Raw genomic sequence first — 19340 nt, forward strand, 5'->3', positions numbered from 1 at the left:
TCTTGCTCATTTACCGGGTGTAGGTCGGAAGCTTTTCAGGTGGTTCGTCCTCGCCCGGCGGGCGCACCCGCCATAGCTGCCTGCTTGCGCGGCCGACGCATCAGCAGATAGGCCGCCGGAATGACGAACAGCGACAGCAGCGGCGCCGTCACCATGCCGCCCAGCATCGGCGCTGCGATGCGGCTCATCACCTCCGAACCTGTTCCGCTGCCCCAAACGATGGGCACCAGGCCGGCCAGGATCACTGCCACCGTCATGGCCTTGGGGCGCACCCGAAGAACGGCGCCCTCGCGGATCGCGTCCAGCAGTTCAGCCAACGTCAGCGCTCCACCATCGGGGCGCCGGTCCGCAACGGCATGCTTGAGGTAGATGAGCATTACGACGCCGAACTCGGCCGCCACGCCCGCCAGCGCGATGAAGCCGACGCCCGTCGCGATGGAGAGGTTGTAGCCCAGCAGGTACAGGAACCAGATGCCGCCCGTCAGCGCGAACGGCAGGGTCGCCATGATCAGTGCCGCCTCGTCCCATCGGCCGAAGGTCAGGTACAGCAGCACGAAGATGATCAGCAGCGTGGCCGGCACCACGACCTTGAGCCGGGCGTTGGCTCGCTCCAGGTACTCGAACTGGCCCGAATAGGCGACGCTGACACCCGGTTCCAGCTTCACCTGCCGGGCGACTGCTGTCCGCAGTTCGTTCGCCACCGACTCCAGGTCCCGGCCGCGCACGTCGACGTAGACCCACCCGGAGGGGCGCGCGTTCTCGCTCTTGAGCATCGGCGGACCGTCAGTGATGACGACGGTCGCCACGGTCCCCAGCGTGATCTGCTGGCCCATGGGCGTGGAGATCGGCAGTTGCGTCAGCCGCTCGGGCGAGTCCCGCCATTCCCTGGGGTAGCGGATGTTGATGGGAAACCGCGCCAGGCCCTCGATGGTCTCAGACACGTTTTCACCGCCCACCGCACCGGCGACCACCGACTGGATTTCGGCGATGTTGAGCCCGTAGCGGCCAGCCGCCACGCGGTCGATACGCACGTCGATGTAGCGCCCGCCCGTGAGCCGTTCCGCCAGGGCCGACGTCACACCGGGGATGCCCTTGGCCACCTGTTCGACCTCGCTCGCAATCCGGTCGATGACGCGCAGGTCGCTGCCGGTCACCTTCACGCCGATGGGACTCTTGATCCCGGTGGCCAGCATGTCGATGCGGTTGCGGATGGGTGGGATCCAGATGTTGGACAGGCCAGGAATCCTGACCGCCTTGTCCAACTCTTCGACCAGACGGTCCGGCGTCATGCCCACGCGCCACTGTTCGCGCGGCTTGAGCTTGACGGTCGTCTCAAACATCTCCAGCGGCGCAGGGTCGGTCGCCGTTTCGGCGCGGCCGGCCTTGCCGAAGACCCGCTCTACCTCAGGGACGGTCTTGATCATGCGGTTGCTCAGCTGCAGCAGCTCGGTGGCCCGCTGCGCGGACAAGCCCGGCAGCGCCGACGGCATGTAGAGCAGATCGCCTTCGTCCAGGCGCGGCAGGAACTCTCCGCCCAGTTGGCTGAGCGGCCAGGCCGTCGTCAACAGTGCCAGCACAGCGACGATCAGCGTCGTCTTCGGACGCCCGAGCACCCATTCCAGGCACGGCCGGTAGACGGCAATCAACGCCCGCGTGATCGGGTTCTTGTGCTCGTCGGGGATGCGGCCGCGGATCCAGAAGCCCATCAGCACGGGGATCAGCGTGACGGACAGGCCCGCCGCCGCCGCCATCGCATAGGTCTTCGTGAATGCCAGCGGTCCGAACAGGCGCCCCTCCTGGGCCTCCAGCGTGAACACGGGCACGAAGGACAAGGTGATGATGAGCAGGGAGAAGAACAGGGCCGGCCCGACTTCCTCGGCGGCCTGCGTGATGACCTCCCAGTGCTCGGCGCCCTGAAGCGTTTCCCCAGGATGCTGGTGCTGCCAGGCTTCCAGCTTCTTGTGCGCGTTCTCGATCATCACGACGGCCGCGTCCACCATCGCGCCGACGGCGATCGCGATGCCGCCCAGCGACATGATGTTGGCGTTGATGCCCTGGTACCGCATCACGAGGAAGGCCGTCATCACACCCAGCGGCAGCGAGATGATCGCGACCAGCGCCGAGCGCAAATGCCACAGGAAGATGGCGCAGACGATCGCCACCACCAGGAATTCCTCGCCCAGCTTGGTCGTCAGGTTGCGAATGGCGCGCTCGATGAGCGCGCTGCGGTCGTAGGTCGTGACGATCTCGACGCCCTTGGGCAGGCTGCTCTGCAGTTCCGCAAGCTTGGCCTTGACGGCGGCAATGGTCTCCTGGGCGTTCTTCCCCGAGCGCAGGATCACCACGCCCCCCGCCACCTCGCCTTCGCCGTCAAGCTCCGCGATGCCGCGGCGCATCTCGGGCCCCTGCTGAACGACTGCGACGTCACCCAGCCTGACCGGCACGCCGCCACGCGACACCAGCGGGATCGCGCGGAAATCATCCAGCGTCTTCAGGTAGCCGCTGGCCCGCACCATGTACTCCGCGCCTGCAAGCTCCAGCACCGAGCCGCCCGACTCCTGGTTGGCCTGCATCACCGCGTCGCGGACCTGCGCCTGGCTCAGGCCGTAGCCCGCCAGCTTGATCGGGTCCAGCACGACCTGGTACTGCTTGACCATGCCGCCGACGGAGGCGACCTCCGCCACGTTGGGCAGGCTCTTCAGCTCGAACCTCAGGAACCAGTCTTGAAGCGCTCGCAACTGCGCCAGGTCGTTCTTGCCGCTGGGATCCACCAGCGCGTACTGGAAGATCCATCCCACCCCGGTCGCATCGGGGCCGAGGCTGGCCTTGGCGGCGGCCGGCAGCCGGCCCTGCACCTGGTTGAGGTACTCCAGCACGCGCGAGCGGGCCCAGTACAGGTCCGTCCCGTCCTCGAACAGCACGTAAACGAAGGAGTCGCCGAAGAACGAGAAGCCGCGCACCGTCTTCGCACCCGGCACCGACAGCATCGTCGTCGCCAGCGGATAGGTCACCTGGTTCTCGACGATTTGCGGCGCCTGCCCGGGGTAGGTTGTGCGGATGATGACCTGCACGTCGGACAGGTCGGGCAAGGCGTCGACGGGCGTGCTGCGCACCGCCCAGATGCCCCAGGCGGTCAGCATCAGCGTCGCCAGCAGCACGAGGAAGCGGCTCTTGACCGACCAGCGAATCAGGCGGGCGATCATCGCGACACCTCCTCGATGCGCGTGATGACGTAGTCGTCCCCCCGCTGCTCGAATGTGAACCGGACTTTCTGTTCGGGCTTGCGGCCTTGGGCCAGCTTGGGATCCGCCAGCTTGAAGGCCATGGTCATCGCCGGCCACTTCAAGCCAGGCACAGCCTCGTGCGCCAGAGTCATCTCCGTCGGCGAGACGTTCTGGATGACACCGGTCACCGAGAACGCAGCCGGCACCGTGGCGGCCGATGCCGCACCACCTGCCGCCGACGCGGCAGCCGCTGCGGGCAGGATGCCCTTGAGGCTGGCCTCGGAGTCGATCAGGAACTGCGCGGAGGCCACCACCTGTTGCCCGGCCGTCAGCCCTCCCAGGATGGCCAGCTTGTCGTCGACCTCCGCGCCCAGCTGCACCTCGACCGGGTGGAACTTGCCCGGCGCGTCGACGACATAGACGACTGCGCGCCGCCCGGTACGGATCACGGCTTCGCTCGGAACCAGCAGGGCTTCAAGCTGGCGGCCCCTGAGGCTCACCTGACCGGTCATGCCGGCCTTCAGGCGCTGCCCCGGATTGGGAACCTCCAGGCGCACCCGCACCGTGCGGGACTCTTTGTTGGCTTCGGGCAGGATGCTCGCGACACGCGCCCGCCAGGTCTCGCCCGCGAACGCCGCCAGCCGGACCTCGGCGGATTGCCCGACCTGGGTGGTCCCGCTTTGCGCCTCCGGCACGGCCGCCTCGAGCCAGACCGTCGAGAGGCCGTTGATGCGCGCCAGGCTCATGCCGGCAGACACCGTCATGCCCTGGCGAACCATCAGTTCGGCGATCAGGCCACCCTGGGGCGCCGTCACCGTGTACCGGCCCTGGACATCCGCGCTGCGCTCGACCTGGTCGATGACCGTCGCCGGCATGCCGAGCAACTGCAGGCGCTGCCGGGCCGCTCCCAGCAGGGTTTCGTCTTTCAGGGCGCGCACGGCGAGGAACTCTCGTTGCGCGCCGATCCACTCCGGCAAGAGCAGGTCCACGAGGGGCGCGCCTGCCGCAATGACGTCGCCGGGCGCCCGGGCGTAGACGCGCTCGACGAAGCCGCCGGACCTGGCCTGCACAATGCTGACATCGCGGTCGTTGAGCTGCACCGTGCCCACCACATCGACGCTGGCGGCGACCCGGCCGCGCTCGACAGGTGCAGTGCGCAGGCCCAGCGACTGAATGGTCTGCCCGGACACCGTCACGCCGTTGTCGGCCCCAGAGCCTTCGTCGGCGTACTTGGGCTGCAACTGCATGTCCATGAAGGGCGACTTGCCGGGCTTGGCGAACTTCTGCGTCGGCTGCATGGGGTCGTACCAGTACAGCACCTTGCGGTCAGGGGTTTCCGAGGCGCCCGGCGCCTGGGTATCGCCCGTCGAGTGTGAGCTGCGCCACTGTGAGGCGCCATAGCCGATCGCGATGCCGGCGGCCAGCAGCGTGACCCCGGCGATGATCTTCTTCGTGTTCATGGTCGTGCTCCTCAGGGCGCGGTCAGGCTGTTCAGGCGGGCGATGAGGACATCGCGCTGCGCGGTCAGGTCAATCAGCCGCAGTCGGCTCTCCAGCACCTGGGCTCGCGCGCCGAGCACGTTGCTCAGGTCACCCTTGGCGGTTTGGTAGTTGGTCAGTGCCAGCGAGGCGCGTTCACGGCTCAGGCTGATGCCGGTGGACGCCAGCCGTTCGATCTGGCGCTCCAAGGTAGCCAGCTCTGCAGCGGCGTCATCCAACTCCTGCAGGTGGCGACGGGCCGCGTCTTCCTGCTCCGCCTCGACTCGCTGCGCCTCCAACTGCTTGGCCCGGATCTGCGGCTGCTGCCGGCGCTCCTTCTGCCACGGCAAGTCGAAGCTCAACTGCACCGACACCATGTCACCCCATTGCCGGCCGCGCCGGCTGTAGGCCACCTCCCAACCCCAGTCACCGCGGTTCTCCGCCTGTGCTTCGCTCATTTCGGCCTGCGCCATCTGCCGCATCGCCGGGTACAGCGCCAGCTCGGCGTGCCGGTCGAGATCGGCACGCAGCTGCTCCACAGGGATGCGCAGGGTTGGCGGCGGGTCCGCGAGCGGTTCGTCGGCGCGGGCGCCCAGCCAGCGGCGCAGCGCGGACCGCGCCTTGAGACGATCTCGTGCCAGCTCGTCCTGCCGATCCTTGAGGCCCAGGGCTTCCTGACGTGCCATCAACAGGTCCGTCGCTTGGGTGCTGCCGGCGGCGATGCGCGCGGGCAGGCTCTCCTGAAGTCGCTGGTTTTCGGCCAGCAATTCATCCAGCAGCGACTTGCGCTGGTCGGCCGACTGCGCCGCGATCCATGCCAGGCTGAGATCGAGCTGGAGCTGCAGCCGCTGAATCACCAGCAAGGCTCGCTCACGTTCGGTGCGAGCCTGGGCGGTCTGCCGCTGCGCTTCTCTCTTGGCTGCATTGGGCACGTCCTGCATCAGCGCAATGCGCTGCATCGTCATGAAGTCCCGCGTCAGGCTCCAGCGATCCATGCCGCTGACTGGCAGGTTCTCGACGCCGACCGACAGCTTCGGATCAGGGAGAGCGCCGGCTGACACCTGGACCGAGGCTGCTGCGGAGATCTGCAGCTGCTGTGCCGACAGTGCGGGGCTCTGGCCCTGCGCCAATGCGACCGCCTCATTGAAGCTGAGAGCTTGGGATGCGGCCGGTAAACATGCCAGCAAGGTGGCCAGCAGCAGGCCGGCGACGCATTGCGCACGGCAAGCCGATGGGAACGTGGATGGGAACGCTCCGGCCGGTTGGCCGCAACACCGCCGCGCCATAGGCGCACCGGAAAAAGAGATGTTCATGGTGGTCCTCGAAACTGAAAGCCGCAAACAGCCCGCCCGCCGCGACAACGGCGCGGCAGACGCGTCTCAAGGCGTCAATTCCGAAGGACCTGCAGGGTGAGGTAGCGCGGTGGGAAGCCGGATCGCTCGTCCGGCAGGAGCGTGAAGCGTCCTGGCTCGGCTGCTTCCGGCACGATCAGGACAGGCGCCGCCACATAGGCCAACCCGATCAGCTGCACGGCGCTGGGCTTGAAGTCCTGAGCATGCGGCACCGAGGCCGCGGACCCGTCGTTGCTGCAATGCGCGCGGCAGAGCTGCGGCGCCTTCTCGTCCATCGTGCCCGGCATCGCATGGCAGTCCGGCATCGAGGCCATCTCGGCCGCAACACTCATCGCCATGCCGGATGCCTGCATCGCGGCCGCGTGGCTGGCGCCGAGTTTCGGACAGGCGTACGCCGCCAGCGCAAGCTGGCTGAGCAGCAAGGTCGCAATGAAGCCGCCGATGATCCGGCGTCCCCAGGCTTTGACGATGCGTCTGGCGGTGAACATGGGCGTAGCCTAGCGTGGCCGAGAGCAGCCGGCTTTGCTGCAGATCAAGACCCGGGCGAACGGGTGGCAGGCACGCGTCACTTCTGCACCGAGAACGTCAGCTGGGCGTCCGTGCTGCCCTTGTTGGCCCACATCCAGCAATAGTGCTGATCGATTGGCACATCCAGGCGCGCTTCGGCGGAGGTGGCGCTTTGCAGCTTCGCCGGGAACTCGACCTTCTTGTCCTCGTGATAGTGGATGTTGAACTGCATCGGCTGGTCGGACTTGAAGGTCCAGGGCAGCGCCTGCCCCTTGGTCAGCTTGCTGCAGATCTCGACGAACTTGCCGGCCGCCACCGGCGCGCTGTGCTCGAAGCGGCCCTGCTCATTGAAGCGGATCTCGACAAGCTCTGCCCGTGCCTGCACGGCGATCATCAACATGGCAGCGCCTGCCAGGATGGTGGGATTCATGGTGATCTTCAAGCGGTCTCCTTCGTTGTAGATGGGATGGTCGGGTGTCAGATCCGGTGTTAACCGCGACGCAGGCGCAGGGCGTTGGCGATGACCGACGCGGAGCTCAGGCTCATCGCGAGAGCGGCGATCATCGGCGACAGCAGCCAGCCGGTCAGCGGGTACAGCAGCCCGGCCGCGAGGGGAATGCCCAGCGCGTTGTAGAGGAAGGCGAACATCAGGTTCTGCTTCATGTTGGCGACCGTCACCTCCGACAGGTCGCGCGCCACGGAGATGCCGCGCAGGTCGCCCTTGACCAGCGTCACCTGGGCGCTGTTCATGGCGACGTCGGTGCCCGTGCCCATGGCGATCCCGACATTCGCCTTGGCCAGCGCCGGCGCGTCGTTGATGCCGTCGCCAGCCATCGCGACCACCCGGCCCTCGGCCTGCAGCCGGCTGACGAGGTCCAGTTTGTCGGCCGGCTTCACCTCGCCGTGCACTTCGTCGATGCCAAGGTGGGTGCCGACCGCCTTCGCGGTGGTCATGCCGTCGCCCGTCGCCATGATGATGCGCAGGCCGGCGGCATGGAGCTGCAGCAGGGCCTCCGGCGTGCTGGCCTTGACCGGGTCGGAAACGGCCAGCAGGCCCAGCAACTGGCCGTCGGCGGCAAGGTACATCACGCTCGCGCCCTGGCTGCGTAGCGATTCGGCCTGCGCTTTCAGCGCTTCGACGCTGACCCCCGTCTGCTCCATCAGCACGGTGTTGCCCAGCGCCAGCGTCCGGCCCGAAACCCGGCCCCGCACGCCGATACCGGACCCGGATTCGAATTCTTCCGCCTTCTCGAGCGCCAGGCCCTTGTCGCGCGCCGCCCGCACGATGGCATCCGCCAGCGGGTGCTCGCTGCCCTGGTCGAGGCTGGCTGCCAGGCGCAAAACCTCTTCCGACTCGATGCCCGCGGCGGGCACCACCTGGTCGAAGACCGGGCGGCCTTCGGTCAGCGTCCCGGTCTTGTCGATGATGAGCGTGTCCACCTTGCGCAGGTTCTCGATGGCCGCCGCGTCGCGGAACAGCACGCCGTTGGCCGCGCCACGTCCCGTCGCCACCATGATGGACATCGGCGTCGCCAATCCCAGCGCACAGGGGCAGGCGATGATCAGGACGGACACCGCATTGATCAGGCCGTACACCCAGCTGGGCTGCGGCCCCCAGATGCCCCAGGCCAAGAGCGTCAGCACGGCCACACCCAGCACCGCCGCGACGAAGTAGCCGGCCACCTGGTCGGCCATGCGTTGCATGGGGGCTCGTGATCGCTGCGCCTCGGTCACCATCTGGACGATCTGCGACAGCATGGTGGAGGCGCCGACGCGTTCGGACCGCATGACCAGGGTGCCGCTCGTGTTGAGTGTCGCGCCGATGACGCGGTCACCCGCCTTCTTGACGATGGGTATCGGCTCACCCGTCAGCATCGATTCGTCGACGGAGCTGCTGCCTTCAACGACGAAACCGTCCGCCGGCACCTTCTCGCCCGGCCGCACCCGCAGCAGGTCACCCACATGGACATGGGACAGCGGGATGTCGCTCTCTATGCCCTTTGCATCGATGCGTCGCGCCGTCTTGGGCGCCAGGCCCAGCAAGGCCTTGATCGCGCCAGAGGTCTGCGACCTGGCCCGCAGTTCCAGCAGCTGCCCGAGCAGTGTCAAGGAGATGATCACGGCCGCCGCTTCGAAATACACCGCCACCCGTCCCATCGCCAGGAACGACTGGGGGAAGACTTCCGGCACGACGGTGGCCACGACGCTGTAGACGAACGCTGCACCGGTTCCCAGGCTGATCAGCGTCCACATGTTCAGGCTGCGATTGACCAGGGACTGCCAGCCGCGCTGGAAGAACGGCCAACCCGCCCACAGCACGATGGGCAAACTGAGTACCAGCTCGATCCAACTCTGGGTGCTCATCTCGAACCACTGCAGCCGGTGCCCGAGCATCGCGAGCACCGTCACCACCACGGTCAGCGGCAACGTACCCCAGAAACGCCGCTGGAAGTCGTGGAGTTCCGGGTTGTCATCGTCCTCGAGGCTCGGCAGCAGCGGCTCCAGCGTCATGCCGCACTTGGGGCAGTTACCGGGGTGGTCCTGCCGGATCTCCGGGTGCATCGGGCAGGTGTAGGTCGTGGCGCCGTCCTGGGTTTGAGCGCCGTCGCCCCCCGAGGGCGGCGGTGGCTCGGCCGGCGCGTGGCCTGCCGCGGCGTGCGGATGGTGGGCATGGTCACCGTGATGCCCGTGATGTGCAGGCTCAGAACCGTGCCCGGGATGCATCTGCGCCGTCGATGGCTCGCCAGCCCCGGCGAGCACGAGCGTCATGCCGCAGGTCGGGCAACGCCCCGGCTGGTCTTGCCGGACCTCGGGATGCATCGGGCAGGTATAGACCGGGGCGGACTGGCCAGCGGTGGCGCCGCTCGCCCCCGGACCGGTGTCAGCAGTGGCATGGTGATGCTGGTGCTTCATTCGGCTCCCCTGTCGCTGTGTGATGTGGCGTCCAGCTCCACTGTGGACCTTGCCACCGTGGCAAGGTCAACCACCTCGTTTGCGCATGCTGCCGTCATCGAGTTCCAAACCGCCTCGGCCGGCCGGTCAGGACGGTGAGGCGGCGAGGACTACTTGCCGGCAGGCTGGATCTCGGTGACCACGATGGCGCCGTTGGCCTTCTCGGCCTTGAAGCGCACCTTGTCACCCGTCTTGACCTGATCGAGCATGGCCGGGTCCTTCACCTGGAACACCATCGTCATGCCCGGCATTTCGAGGTTCTTGATCTCGCCATGCTTGATGGTGATCTTCTTGGTCTCCTTGTCGACCTTCTTGATCTCGCCGTCAGTCATCTCCGCCGCAGCAGCGCTGGCCGCCGGCATCTTGCTGTGGTCCATGGCCTGCGCCTGCGCCGGCAGGCTCAGCGTTGCGCCCACGGCCAGGGCAAGGCCAGCGAGGGTAGACAGGGTGAGTTTCTTGGATGCTTTCATGGGATCTCCTTCAGGGGTAGCGTTGATAAACACGGGTGCCGCCGTCTTTGGTCATCAGCAGCACTTCATAGGCGTCCTTGCGGCCGCCGTAGACGGGACCATCCATACCGGGTGAACCGATGGGCATGGCGGGAACGGTCAAGCCCAAGGCGTCGGGCTTTTCCTTGAGCAGGCGCTGGATCTCGCGTGCCGGCACGTGGCCTTCGACGACATAGCCAGCCACCTCGGCTGTGTGGCAAGACGCCAGGCCAGATGGCACACCGAGGCGGCGCCTTGCGCCGATGTTCCCGGTATCGCGCACCTGCACGCTCAAGCCGCTGGCGCGCAGGTGCTCCACCCAGAGCTTGCAGCAGCCGCAGTTCGGGTCTTTCCAGACCGTCACCATGGGTGACTGCGAAGCGGCCTGCGCCCATGCGAATCGAGGAAGCATGGCCAAAGCCACGCCGCACAGCAGCATCTGGCGCCGGCTTTCAGTGCTTGTGGTCGGCATGGCCGTCAGGCTTGGCAGCGCCGGCCTTGCCGGCCACGTTCACAGCACCCTTCATGCCGGCGTCGTAGTGGCCCGGCTGCAGGCAGGCAAAGTCGATCCTGCCCGCCTTGGTGAACTGCCACACGATCTCGCCGGTCTTGCCGGGCGCGACGGTGACCATGTTGGGGTCGGCGTGTTCCATCTCCGGGTTCTTCTTCATGACCTCGTAGTGCTCCTTGAGCTCCTTCTCGGTGCCCAGCACCATCTCGTGCTTGAGCTGGCCCGAGTTCTTCACGACGAAGCGCACGGTTTCGTTTTGCTTCACGTCCACGCTTGACGGCGTGAAGCGCATCGCGTCAGTCATGTCGATCTGCACGGTGCGGGTGGCCTTGGCCGCAACGCCGGGCTTGCCGATGGCGTCGCTGTCGTGACCGTGGCCACCGGGATGGTTGCCACTGGCAAATGCCGCGCCTGAGCCAATGGCAAGGGTCAGGGCGGTGATGGCGGAAAGGGACTTCAGTTTCATGGTTTTCCTTGGGAGCGCCGTGTGCACGGCTGTTGAATCAAAGACAGGGAAAAGATCAGTGCTCAGAATGACCCGTGGGCTTTCGGACGGTGACTTCGGCAGGCGGCGAGGGCTTCTTGCGCGGCATGGACTGCCCGCCCTCGGCCGCAAACCGCGCCGGCTCAGGCAGTGCACCGGTCCACTCGAACGCGACCTCACCCTTGGGGTGCTGGTACCAGCCTGGGTTGCTGTAGTCGCCCGGCTTCTGGTTCTTGCGCACCTTCACGACCGAGAACATGCCGCCCATCTCGACGCCGCCGAACGGACCTTCCCCCGTCATCATGGGAACGGTGTTGTCCGGCAGGGGCATCTCCATCTCGCCCATGTCCGCCATGCCGCGTTCGCCCATCACCATGTAGTCAGGGACCAGCTTGGTGATCTTCTTGGCCACGCTGCGGTGATCCACGCCGATCATGGTGGGCACGTCGTGTCCCATCGCATTCATCGTGTGGTGGCTCTTGTGGCAGTGGAAGGCCCAGTCGCCTTCCTCGTCGGCGAGGAACTCGATTTGGCGCATCTGGCCGACGGCGACGTCGGTCGTCACTTCGTACCAGCGTGTGCTCTTGGGCGTCGGTCCCCCATCGGTCCCGGTGACCTGGAACTCGTGGCCGTGCAGGTGCATCGGGTGGTTGGTCATCGTCAGGTTGCCAATCCGGATGCGCACCTTGTCGTTCTTGCGCACGTTCAATGAGTCGATGCCCGGGAACATGCGGCTGTTCCAGCACCACAGGTTGAAGTCCAGCATCGTCATGATCTTGGGCGTCGCCGTACCCGGATCGATGTCGAAGGCGTTGAGCAAGAAGCAGAAGTCGCGGTCGACGGTGTCGATCAGCGGGTGCTTGGCCTTCGGGTGCGTCACCCAGAAGCCCATCATCCCCATCGCCATCTGCGTCATCTCATCGGCATGCGGGTGGTACATGAAGGTGCCGGGACGGCGCGCCACGAACTCGTAGACATAGGTCTTGCCCGGCTGGATGGCCGCCTGCGTCAACCCAGTTACGCCGTCCATCCCGTTGGGAATGCGCTGGCCGTGCCAGTGGATGCTGGTGTGCTCCGGCAGCTTGTTGGTGACGAACACGCGCACACGGTCGCCTTCGACCACCTCGATGGTCGGACCAGGCGACTGGCCGTTGTAGCCCCACAGGTGAGCCTTCATGCCGGGCGCCAGTTCACGCACGACCGGTTCGGCCACCAGGTGGAACTCCTTGACGCCCTGGTTCATGCGCCAGGGCAAGGTCCAGCCGTTGAGCGTCACCACCGGGTTGTATGGCCGCCCGGTCTCGGGCAGCAGCGGCGCCATGGTGTCGGGCTTGGTCTGCAGCATCGGCTCGGGCAGCGCAGCCAAGGCTACCCTGCTCACTGAAGCCGCTGAAACCGCAGCGGTGACAGCACCGGCGTTGCGGAAGAAATCACGTCGAGAAACCATTGTTCTTGCTCCTGATTCAGTGGGCGGGACCGGCGGCGCCAGCCACTTCGGCAGCTGTGCCGCCGCCAAGGCTCGGCTTGCCGACCAGTGCCATGTCGAGGTCGGCCTTGGCCATCCAGAAATCCCTCTGCGCTTCGATCGCGCCGTTCACGGCGGCGATCTGGGCGCGTGCATCGGCCAGCAGCTCGAACACGCTGATGAACATGCCGTTGTAGCGAAGCACGTTTTCTTCCGACACCCGCTTGGCCGTCGGCACGATGTCGTCCCGGTAGTGGCGCGCGACGTCGTAGCTGCTGCGGTAGCCCACGTAGGCTTCACGCACCTCGGACCGCGCTTCAATGGCCGCCTGCGCGGCGCGGTGCACGCTCTGCATGTAGACCGCCTCGCTGCGCGCGATGCGGGCCGTGCCCCAGTCGAACAGCGGGATCTCCACGCTGACCTCGTACCCGGTCTCGCGAGGGGCGTCGTTGAAGGTGTTGCGCTGGTAGCCGAACTCCAGCACGTTGATCAGGCGCGTGACCTTGGTCAGGCCCAGGTTCTTGGCGGTCGCCTCAGCCTGCAGCTTGGCGGCCTGCACGTCCAGGCGCTGCGCCATCGCAACGCTCTCGATGTCCGGCTGGTCCTGCAGCTCCGCCGGCAGGTCCGGCAGGCGCTCGGGCAGCGTGAACTGCGTCTGCGTGCCCCACAGGCCCAGCAGGCGGATGAGGTGCTCTCGCGAGCCGAGGCGGTTCTGCTCGGCACGCGCAAAATTCAACGCGGCCTCCGCGAAGAAGCCATGCTCACGGGCTTGTTGCAGCTTGCTCCAATTGCCCGCCAGGGTGAGGCGCTTGGCGAGTTCGGCGCCGGCGTCGGCGGTTTCGCGGACGTCGCGCATGTAGCGGGCGGTCTGCTCGGCAGCCACGGCGGCGTAGAACGCCTTGCGGGTCTGGGCAGCCAGCGACAGCATCTCCGACGACACGGCACGCTGCGTGGCGGCAAACCGCCGTGCCTCGAGCTGGCGCGTCAGTGGCAGCGCGATCAGGTGTGCCAGGTCGAAAGAAAAGCTGCGATCGATCTCGCGGGTATCCCCCTGGCGGACCTTGGCAAAGCTGAATCCCGGGTTCGGCAGCCGGCTGGCCTGGACGAGTTCGGCCTCGGCGATGCCCAGCTCCTGGAAGCTCGCCTGCAGGCCGCGGTTGTTCAGCAGCGCAATCTGCACCGCACTGTCGGCGTTCAGTGGCCGAGCCAGGAGTTCCGCCACACGGGTGGCGACGCGGTCCTGGTCGGCGGCTGTCTTGACGACCTCGACGTTTTGGCCGAGGTGCTGCTGGGCGGCGGACTGCACCGGCTGCATGCCGCCATCGGCGCTCAGGGTGGCGCAACCGGCGAGCAGCAGCGGGGAGGCGGCCAGCGCCACATTTCGCAGCCGTCGCAGGACGGGGTAAGACGGGTTTGTTGTGCTCATGCGGCGGGTCCTCATTTCATCTTGTGGCCTGCATGGCCTGCTGGCTGCGGCTTGCCTGCGTCCGGTTTGGCATCGGACTTGGTACCGGACGCTGGCGCGCTGGCAGCGTCGGGCGCATCCGGTTGGCGAGCTTCCTTGGCATATACCCGCCAGCCGCCAACCGTCGCCACGGTTTTGTTGGTCTCGACCCACGAGGCCGGCTCCGTGTCTGCATACGGGCGGTAGCCCTGGAGCGGCGAGCGGTAGACGAGAAGCGGGACGTCGGAGCGGGCGTCGGTCGGGTCGCCACGCTGCCCTGGGGCGGCTTGCACGGCTGAGGCGGCCGGATTTGGGGGCTGAGCTTGCGCGGTGGCCGACAGGGCGGTGGCCAGCATGGCGCACGCCACGGCCACGCGCTGTCGCGTAGAAATTTCGGTCATGGTGATCCTGCTGTTGAACGGCGGGGGGCGACGAGGATTCACGCTCGCGCGGACTTCATCGTCTGGGGAAGTTCAAAGCGAGCACGCACGCTGCCAATGCAGCGGCAAGCCGTGCTCAGGCGTGCAGGGATCGAGGGGGGCGGTCCAGCCTGCCGAGCAATACGCGGTCATGCGCGGTCGGCGTCGTGGCCACACCCACGGGGCGCGAGGGGATCACGTCGAAGTGCACCGCCGTCGACGCCATGGCCGTCAAATGGCAGCACGAGGCACAGGCACTGCATTTGTCCGCATGACCGGCCGTGCCGGATTTGGCAACCTCGGCATGGGCACCATCTGTAGAGCTGACATGGTCGTGACCATGACGACCGTGATCAGCCGCCGCCTTGTCGAGATGCTGAGCGGAACTTTGAGCCGCGGCGGCTTTGCCCTGATTGTGAGCGGGCCCGCAGGCTGTCATGGCATGGACGGCGTAGCCCTGCAGTGGCAGCGCCACTGCAAGGACCCACGTCAGCACGATGCGCAAGAGTTTGCTCATTTCCGGAGTCTAAGGTCTAAAAACGGAAAGACACTGTCGTGGTCAACATGACCATCCGAGGACTTGCCGTCCTCCGGGGCAGTGAGGCGCCGGAAGCCGGCGCGATGGAGTGAACTGTAAGGACAAGCCGCAGACTGCCGGCCGTCCCGCACATTACGAATTTGTCATCTATGGCGGATGCGCTTCCTCGCAAAATGCCTGGATGAAGCTGCTGGTGATCGAAGACGAGGTCAAACTGGCGGACTACCTTCGCAAGGGCCTGACCGAAGCGGGCTATGTCGTGGAGGTCGCCAACGACGGCATTGAAGGCCTGCATCTGGCCCTGGAAGGTGATCACGACCTGCTGTTGCTCGACAGCATGCTCCCAGGCATTGACGGGCTGAGCCTGCTCGCCACCCTGCGCCGCACCAAGCAGACGCCCGTGCTCATGCTGACGGCTCGCTCGGCCGTCGACGACCGGGTGCAAGGCCTGCAGACCGGCGCGGACGACTACCTGGGCAAGCCCTTCGCCTTCTCGGAACTGCTGGCCCGCATCCAGGTTCTGCTGCGACGTGCCGGCCCGCGCGGCGGCGTCGAGTCCACGACCTTGCAACTCGCCGATCTGGAGGTGGACCTGCTCAGGCGCAAGGCGGCCCGCGCCGGCCAGCGGCTGGACCTGACGGCCAAGGAGTTCAATCTGTTGACGCTGCTGTTGCGGCGCCAGGGTGAGGTGCTGTCGCGCACCGAGCTGGCCTCGCAGGTCTGGGACATGAACTTCGACAGCGAGACCAACGTCGTGGAAGTCGCGATCCGGCGGCTGCGCGGCAAGATTGACGTGCCATTCGAGCGACCCCTGTTGCACACCGTCAGGGGCATGGGTTACGTGCTTGAAGACCGGCCATGAAGGAGAGGCGGTGACCTTGCCGCTCGCTCACAACGCGCCTCGCGCGCTCGGCCAGCGTTTGTCCCTGTGGCTTGCGGCCCAGACCTTCCTGGGCTTGACGCTGGTCTCCACGGTGGTCTACCTGCTGACCGCCATTGACCTGGACAACCGGCAGACCGAATCGTTGCAGCAAAAGCGCGAGCTGATCGAGCATGTGCTCTCGGAGGCCCGCAGTGACCGGGACCTTGCAACGCTCAAGCACAAGCTCGACGACTTCTTCCTCGGCCACCGAGACCTGGCGCTGACCCTGCGCCATCCTGACGGCAGCATCCTTTATGACAACGCCGCCTCGGCGCATGCTTTCGGACGGATCAAGCGCAACACGTTCGAGCTGGCCTACTGGGAACCCGGTGGCGCAATGCTGGCCGCGGAGATGGTGCTGGACATCTCGCCAGACCAGAAGTTCCTGCGCCGACTCGGATTTACGCTGATGACGGCCGCCATGATCGGCGCCGCAATCGTGTCGGCAGGCAGTTTCCTGCTCGTGCGCCGCGGCCTTGGACCTGTCCGCCACCTGGTCGACCAGACGCGCCGCCTGGCCGCAGAGAAGCTGCATGAACGGCTGGACGGCTCCATGCAGCCGCAGGAATTGCAGCCCCTGGTGGACCAGTTCAACGCCTTGCTCGCCCGCCTGAGCCGCGCCTACGCCCAGCTCGAAGGCTTCAACGCGGACGTCGCGCATGAACTTCGCACGCCGCTGGCCACCCTCATCACGAGCACCGAGGTCGCGCTGCGGGATCCGTCCTTGCCGCATGCCACGGCCGACCTGCTGGGCTCCAACCTCGAGGAGCTGCGCCGCATGACCGGCATCGTCAACGACATGCTCTTCCTGTCGCATGCGAACAGTGGCGCCGTCGCCCGCCGCCAACCGGTGGCCAGCCTTGCGGCTCTTGCCGGCGACGTAGTGGACTACCACGAGGCCGCACTCGCCGAGGCTGGCCTGACCGTCGAGGTCCAGGGCGACGGTGCCGGCCAGGTTGACGCGTCCCTTCTCAAGCGCGCGCTCTCCAACCTCCTGGGAAACGCCACCCGCTACGCGGCCCCGAACTCCACAGTCATCGTGCGCATCGCGGCGCCGCAGTCCGGCATGCTCGAGCTGTCCGTGGCCAACCACGGTCCAAGCATTCCAGCGGAACACCTGCCTCGCCTGTTCGACCGCTTCTACCGTGCCGACCCTTCGCGCTCCCAGGCCAGCGTCAACCATGGCCTGGGCCTGTCCATCGTCGCCGCCATCGCCCGCATGCACGGCGGCGAGCCGTTCGCCGAGTCCAGCGATGAGAAGACCCGCGTCGGTTTGACAATGCAGCAGGCGCCCCGCGACCCTTGACGCGACCACCTACAGCGTCTGGGAGATCTCCATCAGCGGCTTCAAGCCGGTGCCAAAGCGCGCGATCGACTCGCGGTGCTGCTGCAGCTGGCTGTAAGGCAGGTAGCGGATACCCAGCTCCGACACGCGGGAAAATGCAGGCCGACGCAGCTGCTGCGCCACCTCGTCGCGGCGGTTGTCGGGCGCAACCAGGAACAGCGTGCTCTTGGCACCGACCTCCGTGCCCAAGGCCAGGTCCAGCATGCGCACGATGCCGGAATAGATGGAGGTGGAGTGCTCAACTTCGAACGCTGCGGCGACCGACTGCGTTGCCGGATCGACCCAGACCACATCGATCAGCTTGACCGCCTCGGCGCCGGCCTGGGCGCCGACCGGCAGCTGCGTCAGGCATCCGTCTCCCAGGGGCACACCCTGGTGGAGGCGGCCGCGATCGTTGGAGGCGATCCACACCGCATAGCCCAGCGACCGGCCCATGTCGCGCAACCAGCTCTGGATCTCGGTATGGCCTGTGTCGCTCTCCCGGTCCGCGACCCACTGCTTCTGCGCCGCGGCGGACTCCTGCCGGACCTTGTCGAGGTCCGCCTCCCACGCCCGCAAGCCGTCCACGTCGTCCGCGCGCGGCGGCGCCGGGTAGCGGCCGCTGCCCACGTCAAACAGCAACCCCGCGATGGCGCCAAAGTCGTTGGACAGTTGGGCCCGATGCTGGCTGTTGAGTCGGATTGCGCCTTCCCGCATGGACAGATAGTGGTCCCAGCGTCCCAGCTTCACGTTGCCGCCGGTGATCGCGTTGTAGCCCCTGACGATCGCCGTGTTGAATGGCATGACCAGCGTCGGGTGAATGAAATACAGCAGGTTGGCGACCGCCGGCCCGAGCCCCTTGATCTTGGACGCGTCGATTCGCTGGATCGCCGCGATGACCGCCTCGGCGGTGTCGCAGCAATCGCAGGCGTTGAGCAGGCGCGAGAACGCCCTCTGGTTGTCGCCGTTCTCGTAGATGTCGGGAATTCGCAGCTTGGGCTTCCACAGGAACGCATGGTCAGCGCCCTTGAAGATCTGGCGCTGCTCGGCCACCGACCCCACCACCGTCTCCAACGAGGAGCCGCGGTACTGGTTGCCGAAGGTCCCGGCGTCGATGTCGCGAACCACCTGACCGATGCCGCGCCGGATCGAACGGAAGTTCTTGAGCCGCTCCTCCCAGAGGAACCAGCTGTTGAAGCTGCTGTGCGGGTCGGCCTTCCAGTGGTCGATCAGGCGGGTGAGGCTGTCCGTCATGGTGTCAGGGCTGGCATCAGAGGCTGAGATAGGCAGATTGTCACAGGCAGTCGCGCGGTACCCGGGCCGCATGTTGAGATGACGAAACTGTCATGTAGCGGACCGTCGCATGTCGGGGTCGGATTTCTAGAGTTGCAGCGTGCTCAAGGCACTGCTTCCACGAAAGGATCCCACCATGAAGTCATTCGCCATCGCTCTCGCGATTTCCGCAGCTGCCACCGCCGCAGCCCCTGCCTTCGCCCACGATGCGCTGGAAACTTCCGGCGTTGTCAAATCCAAAGTTCAGCTGGTGGACGGCAGCACTCTCTATGTCTTCAAAGACGGAAAGATGGCTCGGGAAGACCGCTTCGGCCGCGCCGTGTTCCTCAAGCGTGGCGAGACCCTCACCACCGTCGACGGCTCCAAGATCGTCGCCGTCGGCAACGAGGTCGCCCGACTGGACGCGCTGCTGAAGGAAGGCCACAACGGCTGACGCCGCGCGCACGCAGGCTGGCGCTCCGCGCCGGCCGACCGCGGAGCCGGCCCAGAGCCGGCCCGAGCCGCTTTTGCACATCCCCAATGAGTCAGGGGCGTCGAACCGCAGTCCGACGCCCCGTTTCGCTCACCGCCAGTCGGGCTCAGCCGCAGCAGCAACCCTTCTTGCCGGTGGAAGGTGCAGCTTCCGCGGGCTGAGCAACCTCCACGGGCGAATAGCCCGCTTCCTTGATGGCCTCGAGCAGCTCCGTCGCGTCCGCCTCGGTAGGTTCGATCTGCACGCGATGCGATGCCACATCGATCGCCACCCGAGCGCCCTGGTCGACGCTCTTCACTGCCTTGGTGATGGTGCTGGCGCAATGGCCGCAGGTCATGTCGCTGACTTCAAACGTGATCATGGTGAATCTCCTGGTGAATCTGAGACTTCACTGTCAGGCTTGCCACCGTGGGAGGGTCAAGGCCTGTTTGCGGATGGACACAATTGCGGTGGGGTGATCGACCACG

At 66.5% G+C, this 19340-nt stretch carries 18 protein-coding genes; 3 read left to right on the plus strand and 15 right to left on the minus strand.

Annotated features, from left to right (window positions below):
• Positions 1-35 precede the first annotated feature (35 nt).
• The 13 genes from AC0IZJ_RS02780 to AC0IZJ_RS02840 all read right to left on the minus strand — a co-directional run bounded on the left by AC0IZJ_RS02780 (position 36) and on the right by AC0IZJ_RS02840 (position 14841).
• Positions 36-3203 carry an efflux RND transporter permease subunit gene (locus AC0IZJ_RS02780; RefSeq protein ID WP_471846428.1) on the minus strand — a complete coding sequence of 1056 codons (3168 nt, stop codon included), beginning with the start codon at positions 3201-3203 and terminating at the stop codon, positions 36-38.
• Entirely contained in the window at positions 3200-4684 is a 1485-nt protein-coding gene (locus tag AC0IZJ_RS02785) for an efflux RND transporter periplasmic adaptor subunit (protein WP_471846430.1), read from the minus strand. The genes AC0IZJ_RS02780 and AC0IZJ_RS02785 overlap by 4 nt, the downstream gene beginning before the upstream one ends.
• Positions 4685-4695: 11 nt before the next feature.
• Positions 4696-5832: a TolC family protein gene (locus tag AC0IZJ_RS02790; RefSeq protein ID WP_471846432.1), complete on the minus strand. Its 1137-nt coding sequence runs from the start codon at positions 5830-5832 to the stop codon at positions 4696-4698.
• Positions 5833-6089: 257 nt separating this feature from the next.
• A complete protein-coding gene (locus AC0IZJ_RS02795) occupies positions 6090-6542 on the minus strand; it encodes a hypothetical protein (RefSeq protein WP_471846434.1) in 453 nt (150 codons plus the stop codon).
• Between the two features lie 77 nt (positions 6543-6619).
• Positions 6620-6991: a hypothetical protein gene (locus AC0IZJ_RS02800; RefSeq protein WP_471846436.1), complete on the minus strand. Its 372-nt coding sequence runs from the start codon at positions 6989-6991 to the stop codon at positions 6620-6622.
• A 59-nt stretch (positions 6992-7050) separates the two neighbouring features.
• Complete coding sequence (locus AC0IZJ_RS02805; RefSeq protein ID WP_471846438.1) at positions 7051-9474, minus strand: copper-transporting P-type ATPase; 2424 nt, start codon at positions 9472-9474, stop codon at positions 7051-7053.
• Between the two features lie 149 nt (positions 9475-9623).
• Positions 9624-9983, minus strand: a complete 360-nt coding sequence (locus tag AC0IZJ_RS02810) for a copper-binding protein (protein ID WP_471846440.1) — start codon at positions 9981-9983, stop codon at positions 9624-9626.
• A gap of 10 nt (positions 9984-9993) precedes the next feature.
• The gene (locus AC0IZJ_RS02815) at positions 9994-10473 is read right to left on the minus strand and encodes a DUF411 domain-containing protein (RefSeq protein WP_471846442.1); all 480 of its coding nucleotides are present in this window, start codon (positions 10471-10473) and stop codon (positions 9994-9996) included.
• A complete protein-coding gene (locus AC0IZJ_RS02820; protein ID WP_471846444.1) occupies positions 10454-10978 on the minus strand; it encodes a cupredoxin domain-containing protein in 525 nt (174 codons plus the stop codon). The genes AC0IZJ_RS02815 and AC0IZJ_RS02820 overlap by 20 nt, the downstream gene beginning before the upstream one ends.
• A 55-nt stretch (positions 10979-11033) precedes the next feature.
• Positions 11034-12443 (minus strand): multicopper oxidase family protein, encoded by a 1410-nt coding sequence (locus tag AC0IZJ_RS02825; protein ID WP_471846446.1) that lies wholly within the window; start codon positions 12441-12443, stop codon positions 11034-11036.
• Between the two features lie 16 nt (positions 12444-12459).
• A complete protein-coding gene (locus tag AC0IZJ_RS02830) occupies positions 12460-13887 on the minus strand; it encodes a TolC family protein (RefSeq protein WP_471846448.1) in 1428 nt (475 codons plus the stop codon).
• Positions 13888-13898: 11 nt separating this feature from the next.
• Positions 13899-14306, minus strand: coding sequence for a hypothetical protein (locus tag AC0IZJ_RS02835; protein ID WP_132572771.1), 408 nt, complete (start codon positions 14304-14306; stop codon positions 13899-13901).
• Between the two features lie 115 nt (positions 14307-14421).
• Positions 14422-14841 (minus strand): hypothetical protein, encoded by a 420-nt coding sequence (locus AC0IZJ_RS02840; protein ID WP_132572768.1) that lies wholly within the window; start codon positions 14839-14841, stop codon positions 14422-14424.
• Between the two features lie 202 nt (positions 14842-15043).
• Between AC0IZJ_RS02840 and AC0IZJ_RS02845 the strand changes: the two genes are divergently transcribed.
• Complete coding sequence (locus AC0IZJ_RS02845; RefSeq protein WP_132572947.1) at positions 15044-15724, plus strand: heavy metal response regulator transcription factor; 681 nt, start codon at positions 15044-15046, stop codon at positions 15722-15724.
• Positions 15725-15734: 10 nt separating this feature from the next.
• Positions 15735-17090, plus strand: a complete 1356-nt coding sequence (locus tag AC0IZJ_RS02850; RefSeq protein WP_243655720.1) for a heavy metal sensor histidine kinase — start codon at positions 15735-15737, stop codon at positions 17088-17090.
• A gap of 9 nt (positions 17091-17099) precedes the next feature.
• Here the strand turns inward: AC0IZJ_RS02850 and AC0IZJ_RS02855 are convergent, their stop codons facing one another.
• Positions 17100-18362 (minus strand): type II restriction endonuclease, encoded by a 1263-nt coding sequence (locus tag AC0IZJ_RS02855; protein ID WP_132572765.1) that lies wholly within the window; start codon positions 18360-18362, stop codon positions 17100-17102.
• A gap of 175 nt (positions 18363-18537) precedes the next feature.
• Between AC0IZJ_RS02855 and AC0IZJ_RS02860 the strand changes: the two genes are divergently transcribed.
• Positions 18538-18834 carry a CopK family periplasmic copper-binding protein gene (locus AC0IZJ_RS02860; RefSeq protein ID WP_132572762.1) on the plus strand — a complete coding sequence of 99 codons (297 nt, stop codon included), beginning with the start codon at positions 18538-18540 and terminating at the stop codon, positions 18832-18834.
• Between the two features lie 145 nt (positions 18835-18979).
• Here the strand turns inward: AC0IZJ_RS02860 and AC0IZJ_RS02865 are convergent, their stop codons facing one another.
• On the minus strand, positions 18980-19234 hold the full coding sequence (locus AC0IZJ_RS02865; protein ID WP_132572759.1) for a heavy-metal-associated domain-containing protein: 255 nt from the start codon (positions 19232-19234) through the stop codon (positions 18980-18982).
• Between the last annotated feature and the right edge of the window lie 106 nt (positions 19235-19340).

It is taken from the genome of Roseateles sp. AC306 (assembly GCF_979253795.1).

Bases quoted from the DNA above. Each gene is read 5' to 3' on its own strand.
- AC0IZJ_RS02785 (WP_471846430.1), bottom strand. From the start codon at position 4,684: ATGAACACGAAGAAGATCATCGCCGGGGTCACGCTGCTGGCCGCCGGC.
- AC0IZJ_RS02780 (WP_471846428.1), bottom strand. From the start codon at position 3,203: ATGATCGCCCGCCTGATTCGCTGGTCGGTCAAGAGCCGCTTCCTCGTG.
- AC0IZJ_RS02830 (WP_471846448.1), bottom strand. From the start codon at position 13,887: ATGAGCACAACAAACCCGTCTTACCCCGTCCTGCGACGGCTGCGAAAT.
- AC0IZJ_RS02810 (WP_471846440.1), bottom strand. From the start codon at position 9,983: ATGAAAGCATCCAAGAAACTCACCCTGTCTACCCTCGCTGGCCTTGCC.
- AC0IZJ_RS02795 (WP_471846434.1), bottom strand. From the start codon at position 6,542: ATGTTCACCGCCAGACGCATCGTCAAAGCCTGGGGACGCCGGATCATC.
- AC0IZJ_RS02825 (WP_471846446.1), bottom strand. From the start codon at position 12,443: ATGGTTTCTCGACGTGATTTCTTCCGCAACGCCGGTGCTGTCACCGCT.
- AC0IZJ_RS02835 (WP_132572771.1), bottom strand. From the start codon at position 14,306: ATGACCGAAATTTCTACGCGACAGCGCGTGGCCGTGGCGTGCGCCATG.
- AC0IZJ_RS02845 (WP_132572947.1), top strand. From the start codon at position 15,044: ATGAAGCTGCTGGTGATCGAAGACGAGGTCAAACTGGCGGACTACCTT.
- AC0IZJ_RS02800 (WP_471846436.1), bottom strand. From the start codon at position 6,991: ATGAATCCCACCATCCTGGCAGGCGCTGCCATGTTGATGATCGCCGTG.
- AC0IZJ_RS02865 (WP_132572759.1), bottom strand. From the start codon at position 19,234: ATGATCACGTTTGAAGTCAGCGACATGACCTGCGGCCATTGCGCCAGC.
- AC0IZJ_RS02855 (WP_132572765.1), bottom strand. From the start codon at position 18,362: ATGACGGACAGCCTCACCCGCCTGATCGACCACTGGAAGGCCGACCCG.
- AC0IZJ_RS02805 (WP_471846438.1), bottom strand. From the start codon at position 9,474: ATGAAGCACCAGCATCACCATGCCACTGCTGACACCGGTCCGGGGGCG.
- AC0IZJ_RS02815 (WP_471846442.1), bottom strand. From the start codon at position 10,473: ATGCCGACCACAAGCACTGAAAGCCGGCGCCAGATGCTGCTGTGCGGC.
- AC0IZJ_RS02840 (WP_132572768.1), bottom strand. From the start codon at position 14,841: ATGAGCAAACTCTTGCGCATCGTGCTGACGTGGGTCCTTGCAGTGGCG.
- AC0IZJ_RS02860 (WP_132572762.1), top strand. From the start codon at position 18,538: ATGAAGTCATTCGCCATCGCTCTCGCGATTTCCGCAGCTGCCACCGCC.
- AC0IZJ_RS02820 (WP_471846444.1), bottom strand. From the start codon at position 10,978: ATGAAACTGAAGTCCCTTTCCGCCATCACCGCCCTGACCCTTGCCATT.